27 protein-coding genes are annotated in these 23693 nt (G+C 57.3%); 2 read left to right on the forward strand and 25 right to left on the reverse strand.

The genetic code is table 11. The annotated features are described in order from the left end of the window. Positions 1-13 precede the first annotated feature (13 nt). From MSL71_RS26670 to MSL71_RS10170, 18 genes are read right to left on the reverse strand one after another with little or no spacing between them, the layout of a single operon-like run. A complete protein-coding gene (locus MSL71_RS26670; RefSeq protein ID WP_281374469.1) occupies positions 14-568 on the reverse strand; it encodes a transglutaminase-like cysteine peptidase in 555 nt (184 codons plus the stop codon). Between the two features lie 3 nt (positions 569-571). Beyond that, complete coding sequence (locus MSL71_RS10090; RefSeq protein ID WP_180139758.1) at positions 572-3085, reverse strand: phage tail protein; 2514 nt, start codon at positions 3083-3085, stop codon at positions 572-574. Continuing rightward, positions 3078-3710, reverse strand: coding sequence for a phage tail protein I (locus MSL71_RS10095; RefSeq protein WP_180139761.1), 633 nt, complete (start codon positions 3708-3710; stop codon positions 3078-3080). Before MSL71_RS10095 ends, MSL71_RS10090 begins: the two co-directional genes overlap by 8 nt. Beyond that, on the reverse strand, positions 3703-4704 hold the full coding sequence (locus tag MSL71_RS10100; RefSeq protein ID WP_180139764.1) for a baseplate assembly protein: 1002 nt from the start codon (positions 4702-4704) through the stop codon (positions 3703-3705). Before MSL71_RS10100 ends, MSL71_RS10095 begins: the two co-directional genes overlap by 8 nt. Next, positions 4701-5036, reverse strand: coding sequence for a GPW/gp25 family protein (locus MSL71_RS10105; protein ID WP_180139767.1), 336 nt, complete (start codon positions 5034-5036; stop codon positions 4701-4703). Before MSL71_RS10105 ends, MSL71_RS10100 begins: the two co-directional genes overlap by 4 nt. Continuing rightward, on the reverse strand, positions 5033-5248 hold the full coding sequence (locus tag MSL71_RS10110) for a hypothetical protein (protein ID WP_180139770.1): 216 nt from the start codon (positions 5246-5248) through the stop codon (positions 5033-5035). Before MSL71_RS10110 ends, MSL71_RS10105 begins: the two co-directional genes overlap by 4 nt. 14 nt (positions 5249-5262) lie before the next feature. Continuing rightward, the gene (locus MSL71_RS10115; protein WP_180139773.1) at positions 5263-5835 is read right to left on the reverse strand and encodes a phage baseplate assembly protein V; all 573 of its coding nucleotides are present in this window, start codon (positions 5833-5835) and stop codon (positions 5263-5265) included. After that, positions 5832-6347, reverse strand: coding sequence for a hypothetical protein (locus MSL71_RS10120; RefSeq protein WP_180139776.1), 516 nt, complete (start codon positions 6345-6347; stop codon positions 5832-5834). Before MSL71_RS10120 ends, MSL71_RS10115 begins: the two co-directional genes overlap by 4 nt. Beyond that, a complete protein-coding gene (locus tag MSL71_RS10125) occupies positions 6340-6969 on the reverse strand; it encodes a phage tail protein (protein WP_180139779.1) in 630 nt (209 codons plus the stop codon). Before MSL71_RS10125 ends, MSL71_RS10120 begins: the two co-directional genes overlap by 8 nt. Next, on the reverse strand, positions 6969-7292 hold the full coding sequence (locus MSL71_RS10130; protein WP_180139782.1) for a hypothetical protein: 324 nt from the start codon (positions 7290-7292) through the stop codon (positions 6969-6971). Before MSL71_RS10130 ends, MSL71_RS10125 begins: the two co-directional genes overlap by 1 nt. Continuing rightward, positions 7289-7864, reverse strand: coding sequence for a hypothetical protein (locus MSL71_RS10135; protein ID WP_180139785.1), 576 nt, complete (start codon positions 7862-7864; stop codon positions 7289-7291). Before MSL71_RS10135 ends, MSL71_RS10130 begins: the two co-directional genes overlap by 4 nt. Positions 7865-7866: 2 nt before the next feature. Next, on the reverse strand, positions 7867-8277 hold the full coding sequence (locus tag MSL71_RS10140) for a structural protein (protein WP_180139788.1): 411 nt from the start codon (positions 8275-8277) through the stop codon (positions 7867-7869). Beyond that, positions 8274-8483, reverse strand: coding sequence for a TraR/DksA C4-type zinc finger protein (locus MSL71_RS10145; protein ID WP_180139791.1), 210 nt, complete (start codon positions 8481-8483; stop codon positions 8274-8276). Before MSL71_RS10145 ends, MSL71_RS10140 begins: the two co-directional genes overlap by 4 nt. Beyond that, positions 8483-8833, reverse strand: coding sequence for a hypothetical protein (locus MSL71_RS10150; RefSeq protein WP_180139794.1), 351 nt, complete (start codon positions 8831-8833; stop codon positions 8483-8485). The genes MSL71_RS10145 and MSL71_RS10150 overlap by 1 nt, the downstream gene beginning before the upstream one ends. Before the next feature lie 59 nt (positions 8834-8892). After that, the gene (locus tag MSL71_RS10155; RefSeq protein WP_180139797.1) at positions 8893-9249 is read right to left on the reverse strand and encodes a DUF2190 family protein; all 357 of its coding nucleotides are present in this window, start codon (positions 9247-9249) and stop codon (positions 8893-8895) included. 56 nt (positions 9250-9305) lie between these two features. Next, a complete protein-coding gene (locus MSL71_RS10160; protein ID WP_180139800.1) occupies positions 9306-11594 on the reverse strand; it encodes a phage major capsid protein in 2289 nt (762 codons plus the stop codon). Continuing rightward, positions 11572-13047 carry a phage portal protein gene (locus tag MSL71_RS10165; protein WP_180139803.1) on the reverse strand — a complete coding sequence of 492 codons (1476 nt, stop codon included), beginning with the start codon at positions 13045-13047 and terminating at the stop codon, positions 11572-11574. Before MSL71_RS10165 ends, MSL71_RS10160 begins: the two co-directional genes overlap by 23 nt. A 50-nt stretch (positions 13048-13097) precedes the next feature. Then, positions 13098-13310: a hypothetical protein gene (locus MSL71_RS10170; protein ID WP_180139806.1), complete on the reverse strand. Its 213-nt coding sequence runs from the start codon at positions 13308-13310 to the stop codon at positions 13098-13100. A gap of 514 nt (positions 13311-13824) precedes the next feature. On the opposite strand from MSL71_RS10170, the gene MSL71_RS10175 reads away from it, so the two are divergent. Then, positions 13825-14031, forward strand: coding sequence for a CopG family transcriptional regulator (locus tag MSL71_RS10175; RefSeq protein WP_180139809.1), 207 nt, complete (start codon positions 13825-13827; stop codon positions 14029-14031). A gap of 31 nt (positions 14032-14062) precedes the next feature. After that, a complete protein-coding gene (locus MSL71_RS10180; protein WP_218950997.1) occupies positions 14063-14428 on the forward strand; it encodes a hypothetical protein in 366 nt (121 codons plus the stop codon). A 470-nt stretch (positions 14429-14898) separates the two neighbouring features. Here the strand turns inward: MSL71_RS10180 and MSL71_RS10185 are convergent, their stop codons facing one another. The 7 genes from MSL71_RS10185 to MSL71_RS10215 all read right to left on the reverse strand — a co-directional run bounded on the left by MSL71_RS10185 (position 14899) and on the right by MSL71_RS10215 (position 23439). Further along, complete coding sequence (locus MSL71_RS10185) at positions 14899-16875, reverse strand: DNA cytosine methyltransferase (protein WP_180139812.1); 1977 nt, start codon at positions 16873-16875, stop codon at positions 14899-14901. Between the two features lie 179 nt (positions 16876-17054). Beyond that, on the reverse strand, positions 17055-17444 hold the full coding sequence (locus MSL71_RS10190; RefSeq protein ID WP_180139815.1) for a hypothetical protein: 390 nt from the start codon (positions 17442-17444) through the stop codon (positions 17055-17057). Next, positions 17441-17683: an ogr/Delta-like zinc finger family protein gene (locus MSL71_RS10195; RefSeq protein ID WP_180139818.1), complete on the reverse strand. Its 243-nt coding sequence runs from the start codon at positions 17681-17683 to the stop codon at positions 17441-17443. Before MSL71_RS10195 ends, MSL71_RS10190 begins: the two co-directional genes overlap by 4 nt. Further along, entirely contained in the window at positions 17680-19500 is a 1821-nt protein-coding gene (locus tag MSL71_RS10200) for a terminase gpA endonuclease subunit (RefSeq protein ID WP_180139822.1), read from the reverse strand. Before MSL71_RS10200 ends, MSL71_RS10195 begins: the two co-directional genes overlap by 4 nt. Continuing rightward, entirely contained in the window at positions 19493-20170 is a 678-nt protein-coding gene (locus MSL71_RS10205) for a hypothetical protein (protein ID WP_180139825.1), read from the reverse strand. The genes MSL71_RS10200 and MSL71_RS10205 overlap by 8 nt, the downstream gene beginning before the upstream one ends. Further along, positions 20167-21345, reverse strand: coding sequence for a CHC2 zinc finger domain-containing protein (locus MSL71_RS10210; protein ID WP_180139828.1), 1179 nt, complete (start codon positions 21343-21345; stop codon positions 20167-20169). The genes MSL71_RS10205 and MSL71_RS10210 overlap by 4 nt, the downstream gene beginning before the upstream one ends. Before the next feature lie 312 nt (positions 21346-21657). Continuing rightward, on the reverse strand, positions 21658-23439 hold the full coding sequence (locus tag MSL71_RS10215) for a DNA primase family protein (protein ID WP_180139829.1): 1782 nt from the start codon (positions 23437-23439) through the stop codon (positions 21658-21660). Positions 23440-23693: the final 254 nt, after the last annotated feature.

Raw genomic sequence — 23693 nt, forward strand, 5'->3', positions numbered from 1 at the left:
ATGGCCCTGTCTGCTAAGGAGGCTTTACATGCCGCCAGCGGCCCCCGCTTTTCTCTTGAATGATATTCCAGGTGTAGGGCAGTGTTTTCCATGGCATCGGCCAGCGTTGACGGTTATCCAGCACATAATCCCCGCCAGCGATTCGGGCCACCAGCACCGCATGGATTCCACCAGTTTCCGTCTTTACCACTGCCAGGCGTCGGTCGGCTGGCGGCCAACCCTTACGGGCCAGAATGGCGTCGCAGGTGAGAGCGAAGTCTTCGCAATCTCCGCGATATGGAAAGCTGCTGTGCATGATTGTCCAGTAATCGCCTCCATATTGAACCTTGTCGTCCACCCACTGGAACCGTCCCCGGACGTCCAGATGTGTCGCCACCAGATCTGCCCACCGTTGTTCGGGCGAAAGTTTCGGCCAGGGGTGCCGCAGGAAGGTTATCCATGCTTTAGGAGCATGTGCCTTGCCACCGGTGACTATAGGGGCTGAGGCCGGAGGCAGGGACGTGCAAGCCGAGAACAGGCAAACTATCCCGAGCCATACCCTTCCGCGCTTGGTAAAAGGGATATTCATCTATCAATAAGGCTTCGGGTAGTCGCTGTTATAGGTTGTGTAAGAGCGTTGTGTGTGGCCATGTTCTATGTATTTTGTAATACGGGGGTTGTCCGTTTGATCACCATCAAACAGCATAACATCAGCAATTGTTATACTCCCCGTTTCACCGGGGGCTAACCTGATATCAATACGTTCCGATGTTATTGATGGGGACGTTACGAAGCTGTATTTAAAATACTCGCCATCCTCAGGGAGGTCTTGAAATACTTCCAGTGAAGTACCAGAAATTGACGATTGCCCTATCCGTAGGGATTCCTTTGCTAAAGCATTCGTTTCGACTTTAAAGACTATCGTCATGTGCCTGGCCTCAGGAATTCCGGTAAGAGGGAGGTCGGCACTCCCATCAGCTCCAGTGATATAAATCCCTGTAGTATTGCTTCCACCACCGCCCGTGAAATGCCAATTTGAGTAATCATTGCCATTGTCGCAATGCTGGACAAGGCCCATAACGCCACTGGCCCTTAGGTCACTCATCAGCTGGTTAAGATGTCTTCGCAACGCTGGTACATCATCAGCATCGCTCCCCATTGTGCTGGCCTTTTCTGTCAAGGTGATATTCCCGCCTATGGACTCCGGTTCCCAACCGATTAATCGCAACCCTCCGACTCTGGCGAAATTTGAGATAACAGTTTGCTCTACAATATTGATTGATGTGCCCGGTGACGGTAGAGCGTATAAATCTTTGGTTCCGGCAGCTCTCCCCCCCACAAATCGTGTCCATATATTTTCAAGCGTACAGTTGAATGGATGGGAGCTTCCAGGGTGAAGGAATGTAACCATATTGTCTCTGGGGTAATCTTCAGGAGAGATGTTATGGTAGTGAACGTTTTTGAATGTGACGTAGGGAGCCCCAATATATGCAAGGGCATTTACAGTCTCTAAGTGTATGCCGTTAAATTCTGTGGAATGTCCCCTGACGAGACCGTCACTCTCAGTTCCAATGACAATAGCAAATATTGCTCGCCCATTATCCAGGCCCCCACTGACCCCCCTCGCAATAACATTCGTAATGAGTTGAGCTGAGCCTTGATAAAGGTAAAAAACATAATCAACGAAGGGTTCTGCGATAATTCGGTTTATTGTGCTGCCTTCGGTATGCTTTGTTTTGATACATCGATTCACGGTTTCGAATTTTAAATTTTCAAAGGTCATTCCATCGGCATAATTAAAGTTTCCGTCTCCCGACATATCAATGCCATAAAACAAGTTTTTAAAGGCTATATGGCAAAAATCAGCCCTCGCCACATATCCATCCCCACCATTGATGGCTTTGATTCCAACTGTAATATTCGTTTCTCTGGAGAGGTTGTTTTTAAGACTGAAATCACGCAACCTGGCATAGTAGCTGGGCGATTCAATTTGAATCATTTCTAAAACGGTTGATGTCGTAATAGCTGTTCCCAGGTCCATATGATTTCTGTCAGCCCCCACACCTGAAAGCGTTACCGGTTGCTGATTCCCAGAAGAAATATAGATTGAGTTGTCGATATTGATAGAACCGGAGGTTAATTTAACATCACCACCACCATGACGAACGCACATGGCAATAGCTGCGTTTATAGCCAAAGAGCTATCAACAGATGACCCGATTGGACCAAACCATTGGGGGTATATTTCTGTGAGAAAATTTGGCGCGAGATTGATAACCGTAGATGTATCAATCCAGTGGTATAATCCCGCGTGCAACGCTCCATTAATATTTAATGTTCCATTTTTAATAATTACCCCAGGCCTGATCGTAACCGCTACTCCTGGCGGCGTATCAACTGTTTCTCCACCAAGATCGTACATACCCGTAGGAAGAACCATACGCCCACTTTTACCAACCAAACCATCGCAGGTTTTTCGAAGGTTTCCCGCCTCATAGTTCATTCCAGACGTGATGCCGTGATTTAAAATGTTGGGGCCATTTGAGACATACCAGCTCCCCTTCAAAACGCTTGCGTTTTCTGCGTCAATTACAAGGCCAAGGTCCTTTGCGATTTGAACTGCAGCCCACTCCCGGCTAGCAAAAATCAAATCATCATTTAGCGTTGCATTCCACGCCATATCCGATGTGATGGCGAAGTTCATTCGTATCGGGAGACGTTTGGGGGCGTTCTGTGAGGGCATGGGTTTGTAGTTGGGGGGGCAGTTAGCCACGGCCACGAGAACACCTTTTGAAGAGATGCCACCAATTTCCCGTACGGTGATACCGCCGATCTCAGCAGGAATAACAGTCTCCACATGAAGTACCGGTGAAGTATCTGCATCACCCCTAACCTCGACTACGTTCACGGGGTAGGGGGCTCCCAGCTGATTGACCAACTCGGTCTGGGCCTCGTTGGGGATGACGTACTGGCCGCCACCGTCACCTATGACTATAGCAACGATATCCACGGGCTCTTTGGTTACTTTTGCATTGGCTTCAGCATGTTGCCCGGCCAGGGTAAGCAAACCACCATATTGTTGTTCCGTCAGGGGTACGTCAGGCATCTGCATTCCTCCACGGTTGGATTTCGATGTATTCGCCGAGTTCAACGGTTACAGTTCTTCGGACCGGTGGGGTGACCAGTACTTCAATCGGCGCCCAGGGAAGCACCTCCACGGTATCGCCGGTCTGGGCCGTTACAAGGTGGCGGTTCGCTTCGCTTACAAAAGTAGAAACGTCAATGGCGGCCAGCTGGCTCCGTGCGTTTTTCGTGGCGGCAATGGCCTGGCCCAGCTGGGCGTCCAGGGCCTCGTTCCACCCGGTGGTGGCACCGTTAACGTCCACGCGAAAGGACATGGGGGCAAGGCTGGGGTCTTCGAACCATTCCACCACCTTCAGGTCATCGCCACGGATGGCATGAACGGCCCGCTTCAGGGCATCGGCGGTGCCTTTTCTCTGCAGGATGTCCCGGTTTGCCTTGATGACATTTCGCTTGATCTGCTCCGGCCAGGAGGCGTCCCAGTGTTCCACGGACAGCGCCCAGGCAAGCCAGGGCAGGAGAGGGGCGGGGCAGCGGTCCGGGTCCCAGAGATCCCGAATGGGGATATCAAGGGCCGTGCGATCCATGGCCTGTTCCAGGATGCGGGGCAGGGGGCCTGCGGAGGAGGGCAGCAAGGTGGGGTTAGCCACAACTCACCTCCACGCCGTCGCACCAGGCAGCACCCCCCACGCCGGGGGCCAGGTCCTGGGTGGGGCTGGTAAGGGTTACGGCGATTACGCCGGGTTGATGGAGGGCCGCATAAACGGCGGAAAGGGGGAGCACCTCCTCCAGTTCGCTGTACTGTTCGGCCATGGCCCAGGCCGCTGCGATGGCGGCCTGTCTTACAGGCTCCGGGTCCGGTCCGGGCTTGAGGGTCAAGGTGGCCTCGATGGTGTAGTGAAGGATGGATGCCGCGCGCACCCTGGGCCGATCGGTCAGGGGGCGGATATCATCGGCTGACAGGGCGTCGCTTACATGGTCGATAAGGTCCTGGCTTGCCACGCCGCCCTCTTCGATGGACAGGACCGTGACGGCAACGTCACCGGGCATGGGGTTGGAAAGCCCGGCATCCCTTACCACGTCCAGTACGATGGAGTCGGCGGGAAGACCCGCTGCGGTCCGTTGCTCCGGGGTGAGCTCACGCCGGGCAAAGGCGGGGGCATCCACGGAGACGTCCCGCACCCGGGCATCGGCAGAGCGGGCGTGATAGACGTAAGAGCCCGTGGGGCCTGCCGTGGTGATGGCCTGGCGGGCAAGCTGGATGCGGTAGCGGTAGGGGTCGTCTTGTTCCATGACGGCGGGCACGGGCGGGATGGCCGTCTCATCAGCCGGGGATAAGGTTAATCGTTCCACCCCTTCACCGGCCCCGATGTGGTCCAGGTCCGCACCGGTGGCATAGGCGAGCATGCGGGCGCGGGCGGCGTCGTTGATGCGTGCGCGCAGGACCATTTCACGGTAGGCGGCCACCTCGCAAAGGATGGCGGCGGGTTCTGCCGGATAATCGATGGCGGCCACCAGATCGCCCCGCCCGGCGTTGGTACAGGCGGTGATGTAGTTGGATCGGATCTGCGTCAGCACGTCGTCAAAAGAAAGGGGCTCGATGACGTCGGGCGGGGCCAGGCTGGAGAGGTCGATTACCTTCATAACGCAATGCCCTCAAGGGTGATGGTTTCTCCATCGATCAGTCGGGTGAACTCCATATCCAGGCAGAGGCGGCCACCCACGCGGGAGGGGATAACCCGCTCCACGCGGATGCGGGGCTCCCATTTTTCCAGGGCAATGGCCGCATCGGCCACAATGTCCACGATGGTGGAGCGGTTCAAGGGGCGGTCCACATGCCGGGGCACGTCGGAACCGTAATCCCGGCGCATGGTGCGGGTGCCCTTCCGGGTGGACAAGATATCGGCGATGCTTTGGCGCAGGTGCGCATCCCCTGTGATGCTCCTGCCGGTTGTGGCGTCCATGCCTGTGATCATGAGATGTTCCCCTGGTGCTCGCCGTCGGGTGCGCCGCTGGTGGTGGTCACCAGCGCGTCGGCTGTGATGGCGTCAATGATCCCCTGGGAGTCCGCCACCAGGTATTCCTGGATTTTTGCCGCCACGGCTGCCGGGTCGTCGGTTTGCAGGGGGGCCACGGCATCCCGGCGGGCTTTACGTTTGGCGGCCATGCTTTCGGCTGTAAGTGGCATCGGGACTGGTTCCTTTATTTGCTGGACCGCACCGTGGCGGAGATGTGCATGTGGGGTTGTCCGGTAAGGGGGCAGAGGCAATGGCCGTTGATGGCACCCTTCAGGCCCTCGCTGCCGTCTCCGCTGAGATCGATGCCGCCGCTTGCCTTTACGGTGGCCTTGCCCTGGGAGGTGACGTCCACATTGCCTTGTGCGGTGACATTTACCGGCCCTTTGATATCCAGGGTGAGGGTGTGGCTTGCCCTGTCGTATACAGAAAAGCTGCCGTCTCCGAATTGTCGCGTCACCTTGTCCAGGCTGGTTTCCGGCGCGGGGTGGGCCGCCTGGTTCAGGCCCCGCAGCACCACGCCCTGGTTCATGTCCCCAAAGGGAGAGAGGAGCACAACCTGTTCCCCTTCGGACGGCGGGTCCCAGGTGGTGTCCACGCCTGCGGCCTGTTCCATCCAGGGGCGCCAGCCTGTGGTGAGGTCCCCCACGGCCACCTTTACGCGGGGCGGGCTCGTCTGCACGGCTGCCACGGTGCCCAGGCGGATGAAGCTTGCGAGCTGGCGCTTGATTTCGGCTATTTCGTAATGGAGGTCCGTCATCGTGTGGCCTCTTCGGCCCCGGTGCCGAAATCGGAAAAGATTCGCTCCGGTGGCTCCAGGTCGGGAAGGTCGGTCCAAAGCTCTTGACCCGTAGAGATTCGGGCGGTGAATTCCAGGCCCCACTCGGCACGTGATTTGTGCTTGTCGTCGCCCAGGTCGCCGTACCCGCCCACAAACACCAGGGGAGACTCTAAGCCGGCAAACCGTTCCCCGAAGAGGGCAGGAATGGCAGCCACTGCCAGGGCCTCCACCTGCTTGCGCGCCACGGCCCGGGAACCGCCTTCCGGTTTCTTGGTGATGATGTGAATGACCGTGCGAAGCAACAGCCCCACGCGACCGTCTCCGGGATCGATGCCGGGGTGGATATCGACAATATTCACAAAGGCGGCGGGGAAGGCACCGTCCCCCTTCAGGTCGTGGGATTCGTCATAGTCCAGGACGTTGGCAAGCTCCGGCAGGGCCTCTTGAATTCTGGATTTGCATTCATCGCGATAGGCGTTGATATCAAACATGGCCACGCTCCCATTGGGTCATAAGGAAGTTGAGTTCCCGGTCCATGTTCTGGTTCATGCGCTCGTCGGCCCGCCGCTTGACCCACAGCTCCACGTCTGGCCGTTTGAGCATGGTCCGGTAGCCGGGGCCGTAGAGCACCTTCAGCGGATACCGCTGATCCTCTTCCACACGGGCCATCACCTGGGGGGTGCCGAAGGTGGGGGACTGGCGGATAAAACCGCCCTTTACCAGGGTGCGGCCCGAATCCCGGCGGACCGTTACGGTGACGCCTTCACGGGTCACGGGTTTGCCGAAGTGCTCCGAGTTAGCCTTGATCCACTTGCCCCGTGCTGCGTAGCGGACAAGGGGGATGGAGATCTGCCCCTTTTCAAAGAGGGTGGCGGCAAGGCTTGTGGCCGTGGCTTTTTTGATCCAGAGCTTGTCCCGCAGGTCCTTGGCCGGGACCGCATACTCTTTGCGCACCATGTGCACGATATCGGTGCGCACGCCTTGAAGGGTGCGGTTTGCCGCCCGCGCGCCGATTTGTTTTGCCTTGCCGCCGAACAGTTCAATCTCGCCCAGCATGCGGTCTGTGACGCGCTGGATCTCGTACTTGTAAAAGTTGACGATTCCTTCCGGCATTAGAGTTCCCTCCACATCTTCACTTCAAGGCGGGTGCGCAGCACCTTATCCTTTGTGCTGGAGACCACCCACTGGGAGCCGTGATGCTCCACCGTGGCGTTGGTGGTAATTCCCGACGCCGCTCCGGCCAGGTCCTCCACCAGAACGGTGACCGTCCGGGATTCGCCCGTTACCTGGTAGGTCTTTTCGGCGTAGCGTTCGAAGATCCCGGTGCCTTCCCGCTTGATGATGGCGTCAAGGGAGACTCCGGCCAGGGTGGTGGCTTCGCCCCGGAGGGCCAGCACCTTTCGAAAGGCGGCGATATGCTGGGGGCTGGTGGTCATGTCTTTGCCTTGTCCTCGTGCAACCGGTCGTTGCTTGCGGACCCGCCGAAGGCATATTCCAGAATCGTTTTCCGCTCATCACCGAAGCGCCCGAGACAGACACCGATAAGGGTGCCGATGGCCGCGCAGATGGTTGCATCAATCCCCCAGATTTTTGCCGCCACCACCAGAAGGACATCGGCAAGCAACAGGGCCGGAATGATAAATGAGGTGAATTTAAACACCCAATCAATCAAGCGGTCCTGCATCTCCTTTCCGCCTTTGGTGTACATCTCGCGGGCGTCTGCCCGGTCGTCGGCCTCAAGGGCAAAGGTTGACTCGGCATGGCGGTTCCCTTCTTTGTACTTCTCAAGGGCCAGGCGTTTCAGCTCCACCCGTTCGTCGCTCTCAAGCTGATGAAGGGCCATCAGCTGTTCGCTGGTGAACTCCGGCGGGCCGTCGTGGCCGCCCAGGTTGATGCCCGTCTTCTCCTCGATCCAGGAGATGGCCTTGTCCCCCGCGCCATCCACGGCACCGGCCAGAAGAGAAAGCCCTTTCTTTGCCAACATGGCGGTGATGATCTCGATGGCCATGGCTAACCTCGTGCCATCCGGATGGCTTCCAGGATGGTTTCGTTTGAATAAGGGTTATTGCCGTTTTCGTGCAGGATGATGGCCGATACCAGCGGGAAAAGGTGGTCTTCCACCCGGATCGTTTCATCCGCATCTACGCCCACAAAATGGGCCACGTGGTGGATATAGCTATGGGTGTCGTTTTCCGATGGCGGTGCCCACCGGCTAATGATGCCGCGCACGGTGTGGATGCCACGGCGGCGCTGGTAGGTGAGCAGGGTTTTTGCCAGGGCCCGGATGCCCCAGCGGGGTTCGGTAAACGTACAAAAGGAGGCATCCGGCTGTTTTTCCGCCAGGCCGTTCCAGTCGTCTCCGTGGCGGATGTTTCCGGGGTTGTTGTTGCGGATGCCTCGTGTTTCCTGGATAGCAGTCATGGGTGTTCCTCCTGGTCTTGCTGGCAGTCCACACAGAGCTGGACGCCGGGGATGCATTGGCGCCGCTTCTCCGGGATCTCTTCCTCACAGATCACGCAGAAGCGGGCAGAGGGGCGGCCCGTGTCGGTGGCCGCCTGGCGAATGGATGCAATGGCGTGTTGCCGGGCGTGGATTTCAAGAGATTGTGCGCGGTCCAGATCGTCCATCACATCCCTCCACCCGTGTTGATGCTCGCAATCTTGGCCGCAAACCCCCGCCAGAGAGCCCAAACAGTAAAGAACGCCAGACCGATACCCGCCCACCGAACCAATGCTTTCACCGTGTCTTTTTTGTTTTGCCGGAACTGGGTGATCATCTCGTTGTTGGCCCGGAACCGCTCCACGCCCCGCTCCAGTTTGCCTTCTCCGATGGCACGGAAACTTTGCTCCACATGGGGCATCTCCCGTTTCATCTCTTCACTGATCAGGCATCCGCAGGCGTTGGTCTGGGCAGCTTTCAGGCTTTCGTCCAGCAGCTCTTTCAGTTCCTCTTTTTGTGTAGGGTTAAATCCTTCCACCGGCGCCAAATCCTTTCGGGGTTTGGCCCCATGGAATTACCGGGGCCGGGTCAGATTCATCAGATATTCAGCTTCACCATGGCCGTGGCGTCCCCATCCCCTGCCAGGGCAAAGGTACGCCCTGCGGGGGTGGCTCCGGTGGCGCTGGTGGTAACGGCACCCGTGCCGGCCACACCGTCCACCGGATCGCCGGTGGGCAGCCAGTACACGTCCACGCCCTGGCCGATGGGGCCGGTAATCTTGGGGAGGGAATACACCTCATCAATGGCCAGATCCCCGCGCTGTCCGTCGGGAATGTCCACCAGGGCCACACATACCAGGGCACCGACAACCACCACCTGGCCGGAGAGCACGCCGGAACCGGTGTCGTTAACCCAGGGCATCTTTTTGCCGTCGTATTCACGATTTAAAGCCATGTGCTTATCTCCTGACCGGGCCGGATCTCCGGCCCGAAAAAGGGTTCAGGGAAGGATTACTTGCCGGGGTTTCTCCAGAAGGCGGTGGCGGCCATAATGCCTACACCCACGACGTGGCGGATTTTGTAGAGAATTCGATCACTTTTGAACTCCTCCGCTTCGAAGAGTTCCGGCTCTTCCTTGCCGTCAAGGAAGGACATCTCGATGCCGTCGTACATGTTGGGATCGCCCATGAGGTACCAGGCGTCTTTGGAACCCCGGGCCAGGCGGGAGTTGTGAACGGGCACCAGGTCGCCCCAGATGTTGGCGGTGCCCGCGTTGTTTTCTGCTCCGGCAAGTGAGATGGAGCGCAGCATCACTTCCGTGTTGGAGCGGTGAAGCGGCGGCACCAGGATGAGCCCGGGCTCGATATCCAGATCCACGTCCCCGATGGTCTGGCCGTTGAGGAAGGTACGCCCGGCATCTAGGGTGTCATGGCTGGGCGGGCCAACGGCATCGCCTGTGGCGATGTTTCCGCGATCGGCGTGGAAGAGTTCTTTGCCGTCTTTCATCACGGGGTTGGCGTTGATGAGGCCAAACACGAGGTCAGCCTCTTTCTTGCGGCAGAGCTGTCCCAGAAGGAGCGGGCTTTTGTTGAAGGCGCGGGTGTCGTCGTTCACAATCATTTCGTACGAGAGGCCCACATAAGCGCCGAGCTTGCCCATCTTGTAGCTTTCCTGGCGCTCTTTGAACTTGATCTCCCGGTATTCGCCGTTTTCACCCACAAGTTCAACGTCCTGTGCTGCATCGAGGGCCACGCCGTGGATTTCTCTAAAGTCGTTGGCGGGCACCACATTCACCAGCCGGCGGTGGACATCGGTTACCATGTTGTATCCGCGCAGGGTGTGCTGGTTGGCCACCTCCGCGAAGATGGCGCGGAAGTCGCTGGTGGACGCGGCCAGCTCCATTTTTCCGCTGAACATCATCTGGGCAACCTCTGCAGGGGTGTAGCCCCTGGTGGAATGCCCGTGGTTCTCCAGGCACATGGCGGCCATGTCCGAAAGGCGCATGCCACGGAACTGCCGGGCCGCGTCCAGATCTTTCTGGATGGAATCGTCTGACGGTTTGTAAGCCCCCATGCGGAGCCCCTGGCCGACGGCAGCAAGGCGGCGGAACTTGTCGCTGCCGTCTTCGCCGAACTCGATGCGGGTGCCCGCTCCGAAAGCGGGGGCGGTCTTGGAGGCGGCATCCACGGCCAGGCGGTAGATGTCTTTTTCCTCGGTGCCGCCGGTCACGTGGGTGTCCACAAACTCGTTGCCCAGGTTGAACTGGCGGGCAAGGTTCTGGATGGTCCCCACCCGCTCGCGCTCCAGCTTCAGGGCGCCCTGAATGCCTGCGGAAAGATCCACACCGCCCCCGGCAGGGGGGGGCGCCGGGGCGGAGGGATCACCGGCAGCTCCACCGGCGGGGGGAGGGGAGCTGTCGGAATCGGGGGGCGCCGGCTCATTGTCCGCGCCTTCCGGCGTCATCAGCTTGGCCAGCTGGACGCGCTGGGTGTCGTCTTCAAGGGCCGTCGAAAGGAATGCCTGGGCGTCCGCATCGGAGGCGTCCTTTGCGAGGCCGAGTTTTTCGAGGTACTTCCTGAGTCCAGGGTTCATGTCATCCTCCGTGGGATTATTGGTTTCATAATCGCTCGTCAAAGCGATGCCTGCGGTGTCGTCATCCGCCCCCAGGGGCACCCACGACACCTCTTCGACAAAACTTTTCGTCCATATCTCGCACGGCCCTTCCACCTCATGACCGTTAACACGGGTTTTCTTTCCACGCTCCAGCCACCGCACTTCCCGGGGCTCGATGCCCACGCTTGCCTGCCAGGGAAAATCTTCATCCGCCAGAGCCAGAACTTCGGCGGCGGTGTCGGTCACCTTGGAGAAGGGGCCGTAAAGCAAGATGCCGGTGTCTGCCTTGCATTCCACCTTGTCCACATGCCCCACGATGAGGTTGGGGTTGTGCTGGCGAAGGGCGGGGAAACGCTCTTTGTACTCCACGCCCTTGAGCTCCACGATAAAGCGGATGTAACGCAGGTTGATCACCTTGCCGGTGTGGGCCACCAGGGCAAAGCGGCGGGGGCCGTCGCCTTCGGCTTTCTCTAATTTCACCGTTCCCCGGACGTTGTGGCGGATGCCTTCGGCGGCCAGCCGCTCGATGCCCCACCCCTTGACGCATTCGCTCATGGCCTTGGTTTCTTTGGTGCCCCCGTCCATCTTCTCTTTGACGCAGCGTTTTAAAAACGTGGGCTTGGCTTCGCCTTTTTTGGGGGTGGCCGCGAGGGTGACGCGGTGGCTATCCGTTTGCATTGTTGCCATGGGCGGGCTCCTTTGGGGCCGGGGCGTGTTCAGCGATCATTTTTTCTTCCTGGCCGATTTCCACGATGGTGTCCTCCCAGTCTCCACCGCGCTGTGAGGCAAAGGTGGTGCGGGATTCGACGCGCTTGCCGATGAGGATTTCAGCTGCCTTGGCATCCTTGTAGGGGTCGATCCAGTCCCAGCCGCCCAGGGCCCAGGTGGCTTCCACGTCCCGGTCATCTCCCAGGCCGAAGAGAGCGCGATAGCGCAGCCAGATAGGCCAAACCACATCACAGAGCTCATCTACCAAAAGGTCCTGTTGCACGCGGTAGCCCCGGCGCTCTTCCTGGATGGCGTGGCGCAGGGCGCTCATGGTGGCGTCTGTGTAGTCATTGGAAAAACTGGCGGACGACATGCCGAAACCGGTGGAGGCCCGGCGCAGGGAGGTGCGCGCGTAGGCTTCGTGGTTGTTTCCAGGGCGGGGGTTGCTGGCGATTTGAACCTCCCGGCCATGGGGCAGCTCATGGATGGACGCGGCCCCGATGTGGTCCGGGATTTCTCCATTCCCACCACCGGCAAAGGGGTTGCCTTCGAGGTCGTTACCAGTTCCCCCTGCGCCGCCGGGCCAGGCCGTTGCCTTGTTGATGATGAAGATGCCGAACTTGGCGGCCAGGCGGGAGGCCAGGCGTTCGTCGTTGTCGTACTCGTCAAAATTGTGCAGCCCGCGTGTGACAGAGATCATCCAGGGGATGGGAAGGGACTGGGAGGGCCGCTCCGGGTCGGTGAAGAAAAGGCAGGTTTCGGCATCCACGCGCAGGGACGATTGAAGGGTGCGGCCCAGAAGCCCACCGCTGTTTCCGGGATGCTCCGGGAAAAGCCAGTAGGCCGCTTCAAAGCCGTCCGGGGTGTACTCAATGCCCTTGCGGATTATGTTGCCGCTGGCCAGAATCTCGTTTTTGTTCTGGTCCAGGTGGTCCACTTCCAAAAGCTCAATGCCCAGGGGCACCAGGCCACGGCGCTGCAGGGTGGGGGCCGGGAAAAACCGGACAAACACCCCGCCGTCCATCCAGCCCCGGCGGATGGTTTGCTTTTGCTTGTTCTTCCACTTCACCGCCTTGGACCATGCGCGAAAATCTTTTTCGATGATGCGGGCGCGGATGCGGTCCGGCGTGCCGTCGAACAGCTTGCACTGTGCCTGCGGAAAGATCCCGCGAAAGACCACATTGTTCGAAATCTTGCGCAGGGCGCCGGACACGTTGTCGTTGTTGCGCTCCATGTCCCGCGCACGGGCACGGGCCAGGGCGGCGTCTTTGAAGATGAGGGCATCCCCGGTCTGGTTGGTGGGTCGCCAGCGCATGAGGCCAGGGTCTTTTCGGTCAGAGGCATGGTAGGAGAGTTTCAGGCCGGGGACGCCCAGGGCGTTCTGGAATGCGAGGAACCGGGCGGCTCTGTCCGGGTTGCGCAGAGCAATCACGGACGCAGCCGTCCGGCTCAGGGAGGAGGATATGCGGGAGAAAGCCCCCATCACAACACCACCCGATGACGGCGGATGCCGCCTGTGCCGCTTTGGGCCGCTGAAAGCTGGTGGAGCAGGATGTTGATCTGGCGGGTGATTACCTTGAGATCTGCATACGTAAATATCTCGCCGTCGATCTCGTAGCCCTGCGCACCGGCCAGAATAGCGGCTTCGGCAGCGTAATACAGGTTCAGGCGTTCTTGGATTTTTTCACGGGTCATGGGGGCTTGTCTCCGCTTTGCAAGGACGATGATGAATCGTTGCAAAAACGGTAACAAAGGAGGGGCGGGGCTGGAAAGGGAAATGCGTTATTTTTAGTACGGTACTAAATACTTTTAGTTTGGCATATTCTTTGAAATATCTGGATCATAATAGGTCCTAAAACATTGTCTATAGGTCTTTTGAGAAGGTTCTATCGTGCAGGAGATTATGTCAAGGGATCGATTTGTTTGTACTTATTTAGTTTGCATTACTTTGTCGGTGCCTTTTTTTATTTAGAAACTTGGTACACAACTGCTACAACCGCAACTTTTTGGGTTAGCATGGTTCGTGCTGTGTTTCTTTGGCTTTGATTTTGATCTGGACGTTTATCTGTGTAATGCCAATGGAGGATAGACTTATCGTTGGTGTTTTAGTTGCCACAACCATCTGTGGTATGGTTGACGTATGGCTTTTTGCTGTATATAATATGACTGTAAGTAGGCCACCGTCATCATTGATAAGGAGGAGTCCACCATGACCATGAAAAAAGTAACCGTAAATTTACCGGAAGAGCAAGTTCAGTTTCTTCAGAATATTGCGAAAAAAGAAGACATAACATTTACCGAGGTGCTTCGTAGATCAATAAATTCGGAGAGGTTCTTTGTTGAGCAAGAAGAACACGGACGTAAAGTACTAGTGGAGTCCGAAAATCATCGTATCCGAGAGATCATGCGTAAGTAATGACATAATCTATTTGCCGCGGAGGGCGCAGATGGACGAAGAAAAAACTGGGGAAAGTGGGGTTTCGAAGCTTGATGATGATCAGATTGCAGTGGGTTATGATATCTGTATGGATAATGATGACCTTGATTACAGCTCTGAAGAATCAGGGTGCGAGGTGGTTAAATCCCCACGGGAGGGTGATGAATACGATCCAAGACCTCATGAAGATAACTCTAGGCGTATGATTGCACTTCTGCTTATTGGTCTGCTCTATTTAATCGTAATTTCGATATTTCTCATGATAACCTTTTGCGATTTGATGTTTTGTGAAATCAAAGAATTTGGAGTTATATTAAATCCCATAATTGCCTTGGTTGCAGCTGCCACAGGTTTTTATTACGGAACAAAGTCGTGAGGTCTGAATCACAATAATGTTGCCTTGACCCAGTTTTAGTCTATCTGATAATGATATCAGGATGTTTGATTTTAATTATATCTGTCATAGCGCTTCTTGCTCAGGCCCTATGATTGTAGATCGATCGCCAAAAACCGCCGTACTTAGAAATACTTTGCCAAGGCAAAACACGCATTCTTCTCACCTGTTCGGCGGGCTTCTTGTAAGCCCCAAAGTTTGCCCTCGCCTATAGTGTGTCCCTAATGTGTCGCCAAAGCTGTTTACCGATGGTCTCTCAAAATCCTGAAAAAATCTGTCAGGTCCCTTGGATATGACGTTGTAGGTTTCCAGATTTGCCGACTCTTTTTGTAAAAGAACCGGTGCCGCCCCACCACAAGGCTCGACGTACTTTATGCGTGGAGGGAAGTACGAAATTACCCACGGGGCAATATTCCTTTTTCCGCCGTAGTCGCGCAGTGTGGGGCGGGTTATCATGCGGAAACCCTCCATGGCATCGCCTCTGTATAGTTTGCTCGTACCAGGGCCTCAGCTACAGGTGGACAGACGCTGTTTCCGATCAATGCTATTTTTTTTGTTTTGGAGATATCCCCTAACTTGTAATCAGGTGGAAACCCTTGGGCGAGCATAAGTTCTTCGGGTGTGAGCATGCGCATACCGATGTCCACGATTACCCAAGGCTCTCCCTTGATGAAAACCGTAACAAGTGAAAGGCGTTCTTTCGTGGTGAGGGTGTGAGCCGGCTCGCCAAGGCTCTGGCCGACTCCTTGGCCGTAGTACTTCATGAGAAATGCCGCGACTTTGAGCCCCCCCCGTTCTACCTCTTCGTTGGAGAGTTGAACATTCACCAGGGAGTGGTGGTCCGCTTGTGTGATGGTACCGATAGGGTGACGAAGATTTGAACCGACGACGCCGGTGTAATGTTTGGCCAGGAATGAGCTGCACAGGGCATGCTTCGCACCACCGGCTACGATGGTGCCGATGGGTTTATTTATATCAAGTGCCCTGGGTGTCTGACCCTTGCGCTCACCGTAACCGGTTTGAATTAGGGAGGCTGCGACGAGTTGGGTTTTTCCGCCCCCTCCGCCGGCAGTGATGGTGTTGAGAGGGGTATTCACGGAATGGCAAATCCCTGTTCCGAATTGCCTTGCAATGAGTGGCGCCATGAGGGCCGATTTGCCTCCACCGCCAGAAGTGATGGCCCCCAGGGGAGACTCCACACCACTCCCCACGCTTTTTCCAAATTGTCGAGAAATAAACGGGGTGCATAAAGAGAATCCATTGCGCCCAGTTATTGTGTGAAGCGCTTCATTTATACCTTGGCCCCGGAACGATTTATCGCCATTTCCGGTATGGTTTATTTTGCTGATAAACGGCGTAATCAGAGCGTGTCTGTTCTCTGTAGTCTGGGTTGCAAGAGGTTCAGCAAGCGATTGCCCCCTGACGTCACGGCCACCTTTTGGTCCATAATAAGGTGATACAAAAGGGGTACAGAGCGAAAAGGCACCACCTTTAGGGTTGGCCGTGATTGTTCGAAGGGGTTCGTCCACTGGATGAGCCAGAAGTCCGCCTGTGCCATAATTGGCAATAGGGACGATAAACGGTTTCTTGCATTCGATGACGTATTTCATGACTCCCTTGGCAATACGCTTTAAAGTGTTATCGGCCAAGGGCCTTCGGATGGAGGTGCCAGTGCTTTTCCGGTAGGATGAAGCTTCATCCGGGGTCATGAAAATACTGGGGCAAGGGATGCTCCAGTCAATACATTCGGCTGTGACTTTTTCCTTCTTCTGGCCCCGGCGCCTCAACCCTTTCGGCGCATGGGTCTCTCGTGGCCAGATGATAGGCTGTCCATCACAACGTGCAATCATGAAAAACCGATTCCTTATGGTTCCAGCTCCATAACTCCGGCCCCTGACCATACGATATTCGACCACATATCCGTCCCTTTCAAACGATTTGATGAACGTACGGAAAGTGAGTCCCTTGCGGCGTGGGTCAGGGCGTGTTTCCACTTGGCCTGTTTGTGGATTTTTCTTTTCAATGCACGGCCCCCAGGTTTGAAACTCTTCCACATTTTCCAGCATAATAATTCGTGGCCTGACTTTGCGACGCCATTTGACAGCAACCCAGGCAAGTCCACGGATTTTCTTAGATACAGGCGCCTTCCCTTTGGCTTTTGAAAAATGACGGCAGTCCGGTGAAAACCAGGCCAATCCCACCGGGTGCCCTTGGCAAACTTCAACCGGGTCTACCTCAAAGACGTCGGATCTTATATGCCGCGTGTGCGGGTGGTTAAGGGCGTGGACGTCCAGTGCCACTCTGTCGTGATTGATCGCTATATCCACATACCGGTTGGTCCCCGCTTCGATTCCAATCGAAGCCCCCCCACCACCAGCGAAATTATCCACAATGATTTCGTTTTTGAAGTTCAGGGCGTATTGCATCATTCCCTCCTATACAGGATTCAGTGCTTCAGCTCTTGATATGGGCCCGCAGCCCACGTGGTTGCCGGAAGGAAAAAGTGGGGCTTCATCGCCGCACCGCCCCAGGACCGTCACCCGGTCTTTTCTGGCGAGGCGCCCCGCATTGAGGCGCCGGATGCATGAAAGGCAGTTTTCCGGTGCTTTCATGGGGTCACCTCATTGAGTTTGATGCATGGGTTACTCACTTCCACGTTTCCGGCCTTCGTTACTTCCAAGGCACCATGGCGCGTCACCAGCTCCTTACCCATGGCGTAGAGCTTGAAGGAAATCCGGTCGCACAGGTCCCGGAGCACCAAGGCAATGTCGGGCCGGGCGTGGTCCTGCATGATGGCCGCACAGGCCGCCATGAACTCCGATTCGGGAGTGGGCTCACCACCGCCGGTCATGAGGGTGCTGTAACCTTCCAGGGCGGCCCCGGCAGAGGCCATGGTGTCCCCGTCCGTTGCCGCCATGCTGGCGATGGCCTGGATGGGTGAGAGTAAATTTCCCAGGTATTGGGGCAGGGGGGTGTTTGTGGATACGGTTCGTGTCATGGGGTTGTCTCCTCTTCTCGGGTTTCAATGGATTTTATGTTGTGAGAGATGGCGGCCAGGCCGCACGGTTCTGCCTTGCATACGTGGTACCGGATGCGGGTGGTGCCCTCCCAGGGCCGGGTGGTCTTGACCTTCAGGCGTGCGCCGCAGGCCGGGCAGAGGGCGCGGCCATTCTTGAAATCCACGCCGGCATCGGCTTTTTTGATCCAGATCAGAAGCAGGTGGCGAAAGTCCGTCATGCTGGTTCCTCCTCGGTTTCTGTGGTTTGCGTCGGTGCGCCGACTCCCAAACCGGAGAGGGCCGCAAGGCTGGGCTGCCATTGCCACCAGGCCATGGCCACATGCTGCACCAAGCAATCCAGATAGTGGTTGGCGCGGGTCCGCTCCCATTCCTCTTTGCCGCCCTTTTTTTTCACCAGCTTTTCGGAGGCGATCTCTTTGAGGTAAGGCTCATCGGTTGATGCATGAAACATGAGGGGGGCCTCTTCGGCTCCTCCCTCGGAGAGGCGCCAGAAAATGTCCCGCTTAAAGGCATCCGTATCGATGAGGTAAAGGGCCAGGCCGCCCCCAAGCTTTCGCCCGTCGGGAAGGGTTTCAATCACCGATCGCTTGACCAGCACACCCGGGGTTTTACGGCTCATGCCTTTGGTGCCGAAGACCACGCCGGGGCGTTGGCTGGCCAGCCAGAGGTATGCCTGGACGGGCCGGGTATCTGCCTCGTTTTTGTTTTTGCCGCCCCCGGTGTCCAGGCTGGCGCGCCAGATGCCCAGGTTCCGACCATCGGCGGTGTCATAGCGGGTGCCAAAGATGAGGCGGGTCAGGTCGGAAAACTGCCCCACTTCCCCATAGTCGATGATCACCTCACGGCGGGGGGCAAGGCCATGGGCGCAGACAGAGAACCGGAAATGGTCTTTCTGCATATCCCCTGACAGGGTAAGGCCCAGGGTCCATTCCGGGGGCTGGCGGTGGGGGATGCGCTTGGAGATGAAGGCGGCAATGGCTTCGTGGTCGGTATCTATGGCGGCAAACTTGTAGGGCTTGGCACAGATGTTGTTGTCAAATTTCTGCAATAGCCTCGGGTTGCCCTGCGCTTCGAACCACGTTGCCAGGATATCCGAAAGGGATTGTCCCGGGATTTCCCAGCTGCGCAGGTGAAATGCGAAAATAACCCCGTTATCAACGGCCCCGCGCCTGGCCACCCAGCGACCAAGGCCCATGGCTTTGTCCCTGGCGCGGTCGTCCCATCGGTACCCGCATTTTTTGCAGGCATAGCGGGCCAGCTTTCCGCTGCGGATGAGTTTGGGGTCTTTGATGCGGCCCAGGGCAAACAGGTCGGCGTGCTCCATGATCTGTGGGTGTGAACAGGCCGGGCATACAGCCTCACGCACCAGCCAGCAATCGGCCTGGGCCTGGGCATCTGCCCAGATGGTGCTCTTTTCTTCGTTGCCCTTGGGGCGGCACGTGCGGATGATTTTGGACAGGCCCAAGTCGTGGTAGGCATCGGGCCGCTCCTCAATGGCAAGGACAACCCCGGGGTCATCGTAGGTATCCTCTTCATCGATCAGAACAATGGGGGCGGAGAAGGAGCGGGTGCGGGAGTCAGAGCCCGCCCACACACCGATCCAGGCTGAGCCGTCGTCAAACCGGATTTCGTCTTTGGTAAAGCCGCCGGGCTTCACGCGCTTTCGAAGGGGCGGGCATTTTTTGATGGCCTCCGTCACGGTTCCGGTCAACATGCGGTTCACCGCCTTTTCGTCAGCCATGGCGTGGGCCACATTGTCCATGCGCCTTTGAAGGGCCGTAAAGATCCAGCCGATGGCGGTGGTGGTCTTGAATCCCTGGGAGGGCCAGATCATAAAGACCTTGCGGGTTTCTTCCCTGTCCAGAACGTCAAGGACCAGCTCGGCATGGGGGGCACGGGTGGCCTTCCACAACTGGCCGCGAAAGGGGCCGGCCACTACCCGGAAAAATTTCTGTACCCATTCATACGCCCGGGACGTGAGGGGCTTTTTAAACACAGCCGTTTCGGCTTCGCGCAGCTCCAGCGGGTTATCCACAAGACACCTCCTTGTCCCGGCTTTCGTCGAAGAGTTCCCAGGCCGCTTGCATCTCCTCGGTCCACCAGGTGCCGGTGGCGTATGCGTCAAGGAAATCCTCGATGCTCTTGCGCCAGAGGCGCACCCAGCGAGGTTGCCGGGAAAGGGAGAAATCGATGATGGCCTGGATGGCTTCAGGGGTGTCCGGTGTGCCCAGTGCCGCCAGGAGGTCGCGGGCGCTTGTCTCTTCTCCGCCGAAGAGGGAGGCCACCATTTCCCCGTTGTCCAGGCCCCATTTTTCCAGGCCCAGCTTGAACGCCTTGGCCCGCTCGCCCAGCTCTGTTTCCACGGTGGCCGTTTCCACATGGCGGCCCAGCTCCTTTTCGAGGTTGAAGCGGGCACGGGCTGCCTGAATGTTTTTCAGGTCGGCATCGGCTTGGGCTTTTGCCGTTGCTGCCCCCCCTTGGGGTTCTTCCGTGGGGCGGTCGGCCTCGGGGGCTTCATCGATGGTTTTTTCAAGGAACGCCGCAGCGTATTGGGTCACGGACTGCACAGACCAGCCACCGCCCCGGCGCCTGGGAACGGCTCTTTTGTCGATGAGATCGGTTTTCACTTTGCCGTAGCTCACTCGGCAGCCTTGCTCCGTGAGATACCGATGCACCTGGTTGATGTTTTTCAGGACTTCGCTCATGCGGCCACCTCCTTTCTGGCTTGTTCAGTCTGTATCCGTTCCACCTTCTCAGCTCGAAATTGCGCGCGGACCCATTCGGGCAGCACCGCCCAGAACCATGCCTTCAGCTCCACCCCTGCCTTAGGCAGGTCGCCCAGGTCCTTGCCGATACGTGAGGGCACCAGCCCGCGAACGGCATGGGCATACTGATTCATCCAGGCGAATTTTCCGGGGTTCCAGGGCTCGAAATGCCAGCTGTTGAAGCGGCCCGCCTGGTCGTTGTCCAGGGCGTTGATGATAAGATCCGCGCCCATGAGGAGGCGGTGGGCGATGGGGTCGGGTCGGTGGGTGGCGCCGCCCAGGGCCATGGCGCCCACGCGCAGGTGGTGGAGGTCCTGCCAGGCATACATGGCGTCCCGGATGGTCTCCACCACAATCCAGATCCGGGTCGTTGCATCTCCGAAGACGCAGAGACGGGGATTGCCGCCCACCACTTCGCGGTATCTCATGGGGGAGAATTTGCTCAACTCTTCCACCCGGATCTGCATGCGGTAGAGGGAAAAGTCTTCGTGATCAAAAACGGGAAAAACAAACCCTTTGGGCAGGAAGATTTTCTTTTCCTTGCCCTTGTCGTTCATGAGCTTGGGGAGGCCCCAGCCGGAATAGTTGCGCCACTGGTCCTTTGCGTTCCACCCGATGCCCAGCTCCGCCACGGTTTTGGCGGTGACGCCCCAGGCGGCCAGGCGGTCCAGCTGCTCCTGGTCGTACAGGAGCACTTCGTTGCAATCTGCGGCAAAGTCGCTGGCCTTCTTCATCCAGAGTTCCGTGGCCTCTTCGCGGGTCTTTGGCTCCCAGACACGTGGCGGGGCAGGCTTTTCGATTTTTGATTTCGGGGAAAAGGCCCCGCCGCAGTACTCGTTGACAAAAGAGCGGAAGCCTTCGGCGTCGTCGGTGGCCAGCCCCTTGCAGTGGCAGTAAAGCCCCACCAGGTCTTCGTTGGTGCTGCACCCGAAACAGTGGGTCACATCTTTTTCAACGTCGTACTTGAAGGCCCCGCCCGGCGTCTCTTCCTGGTGAAAGGGGCAGTGCGCCCACAGCTCGCTGCCGTTTTTCAGGTGGGACTCACACCCGCTCAAAAGGGTGCGCGCGATGCTCTCTCTTTCAGATGCCGTCAGCTTATCTTTTGCTATTCCCATATCCGGTTCCCCTTGGGATGGTTGTAGGATGGTCTAAAGACCATCGGTCGTTGAAAAACGGATTGTGTAATTGTCTGTTTTTATGCGGTTTGTTTAGGGCGTTTAGACGGTTTAGACTGTTGTCCCGCCTCCTGGCTTATTTCCCACCGCCGGTTTTCCCCTCTTCCCCGCCTTTTTAATTCACTTTTCCACCCCCACTTTTTTAAAGAGAAGGTCTAAAAGGTCTAAACTGAAAAAGAAGCCGGAGAAAAAATAGGGCCTTGGCCCGTTCCTTCCCCTCTTGAAAAGGTCTGCCGGGGAAGGTCTAAAGGGTTAAGGCTGGGTCTGCTCGGCGGCAGAGCATCCCGCCTTGACCTTGATTCCGAAGTAGTACACGTAGTTGGTCTTCTTCTTTTCGAAACGTTGTTGCAGCTGCTCGCCAAAGGTGCGTTGGGTGGGGATAAACGCCTCCGCCTTTTCCAGAACATTGCGGCAATAGAGCTTGAAGGAGTCGTAAAGATCTTTGGCTTTGGTCTTGTAGGTTTCGTTGTGCTTGTCCACCAGACACCACTCGGCCACCCAGCGGCCTATCTCGTCCATATCGTCCTGGTACTGTTCGATCTCTTCCGCCACTTTTAGCGGGTACTTAAGGGTCTCGTCTGCGAGGTACTTCCGTGCGCACCGAACGATCCAGGCCAGGATGGCCGGGCCATCCTTCTGGAGCTGGCGGTCAATGGTGGTTCGCGGGATGCCGGGGTAGATGTGGCGGGCCAGATCCACCTCATCCGGGTTGCCGACAAACTGGGCGTCAAAAGGGATGATGCGCATCCGGTTGAAAAATGCCTGATCGGCCTTGGCCACTTGGGGGGTAAAGTTGGCGTGGATAAAAAGCTTGCTGATGGCCATGAACGTGATGTTGTCCATATAGAGGCCGCGCGTGGTGATGCGGTCTCCACCGGTGACCATCTTGATCACCTCTTTATCGAACTTGGAGCCTTGTTCCGGCTCGCTGGCGATGGCCATGCGCAGGCCGTCCAGCATGAGGAGGTCAGGATCTGCACCGGAGCCCTGGTTCTTTTTTTGAAGGAGCACCTCTTTTTTAATGGTGCCGGCGGCATCACCTAAGGCCATCTGGATGGCATCGAAAAAGGTACTCTTGCCGTTGTTGGCCGTGGGGCCTTTTGCCACGTAAAACTCTTTGTGGGAAACCAGGCCCGTGGCCGCATAACCCACGACGCGCTCCACGTAATCCATCATTACGGGATCCCAGCACATGATCTTTCCGAAGGTGTCATGCCAGGAGGCGCTGTAGGCATGAAGTCCAGGGAAGTTAAACGGGCTTGCCTTGCGGATGTAATGCTTGGGCTCGCCTTTGTAGAGCTTGCCGGTTTCCAGATCAATCACCCCGTTTGGACAAGCCAACAGGGTGGGGTGTCGATCCCAGGTGGAGTCGTCGCCGGAGATGCCCATGGAGTCAGCGCCGGAGGTGGCCATGTTCAAAATCCCGGCGATGCGGCGATCGCCGCGCAGCTTTTTGGCACGATCGGAAAAGAGCTTTGCGTCTTTGCTGCAGGTCGTTGCTTCTTCGCTCGCCTCCTTGATCTCCTGATCGGCTTTCTTGGCGGCCTCTTCGTTTTCCTGTTCTTCTGCCTCTTCCTTCTTTTTTTCTGCGCTTTCGGATTTCTTCGCAGCGCTCTTTTTTGTTTTCCGTGCTTCAAAAGCCGCGCGGTCAAAATGCTCTGCCAAGGCCACCACCTCCGCGCGGATCTGGTTGACGCCATCCTCCACCCAGTGGGTGCCCACGTTGCGGTACCACTGCTTGCGTTTGTGGTCGAAAGTGTAGCGGTCGCCCACACGGTCTATGAGGAGTTCGGCATCACCCAGCTGCTCCCGCCAGCAAGCCTGCCTCAACCTCTCCACCCGGGGGCCGCGTCGCTCCACAACCCGCTCCGCCGTCCAGGGCATATGCTCCGGCGGTGGCTTCGGCTCGTCCGTGAGCTTCTTCGCCTTCTCGGTGTTGTGCTTTGCCTGGGCTTCCTTCCACGCCGCCAGTCGTTCCGCCTCAACGTCGGCCCGGATTTCCGCCTGCAATTCGTTGGTGTCCGTCTCGATCATCGTCATCTCCACGCTTGGTCATGGTCTCGTCACGGTCTGTTCCGCCTCAACACATCCCGCCCCGGATCGCCCCGGGCCCGCCGTGAAACACTGACCACTCCCGCCCACAGACGCACGATTTTCAAATTTTCAAAAAAAATCTCACCCCCCAATCGGCCAAGAGTTGGGGCTCGCAGTCCCCGTATGGGGGGGAAGCCTGGACAGGACCCAAAAAGCCCGCCCAGCTCCTTTAGACTTTCGCCGGTTTTCTTAAG

This window comes from Desulfoluna butyratoxydans (assembly GCF_900699765.1).
GTDB classification, from domain to species: Bacteria; Desulfobacterota; Desulfobacteria; order Desulfobacterales; family Desulfolunaceae; genus Desulfoluna; species Desulfoluna butyratoxydans.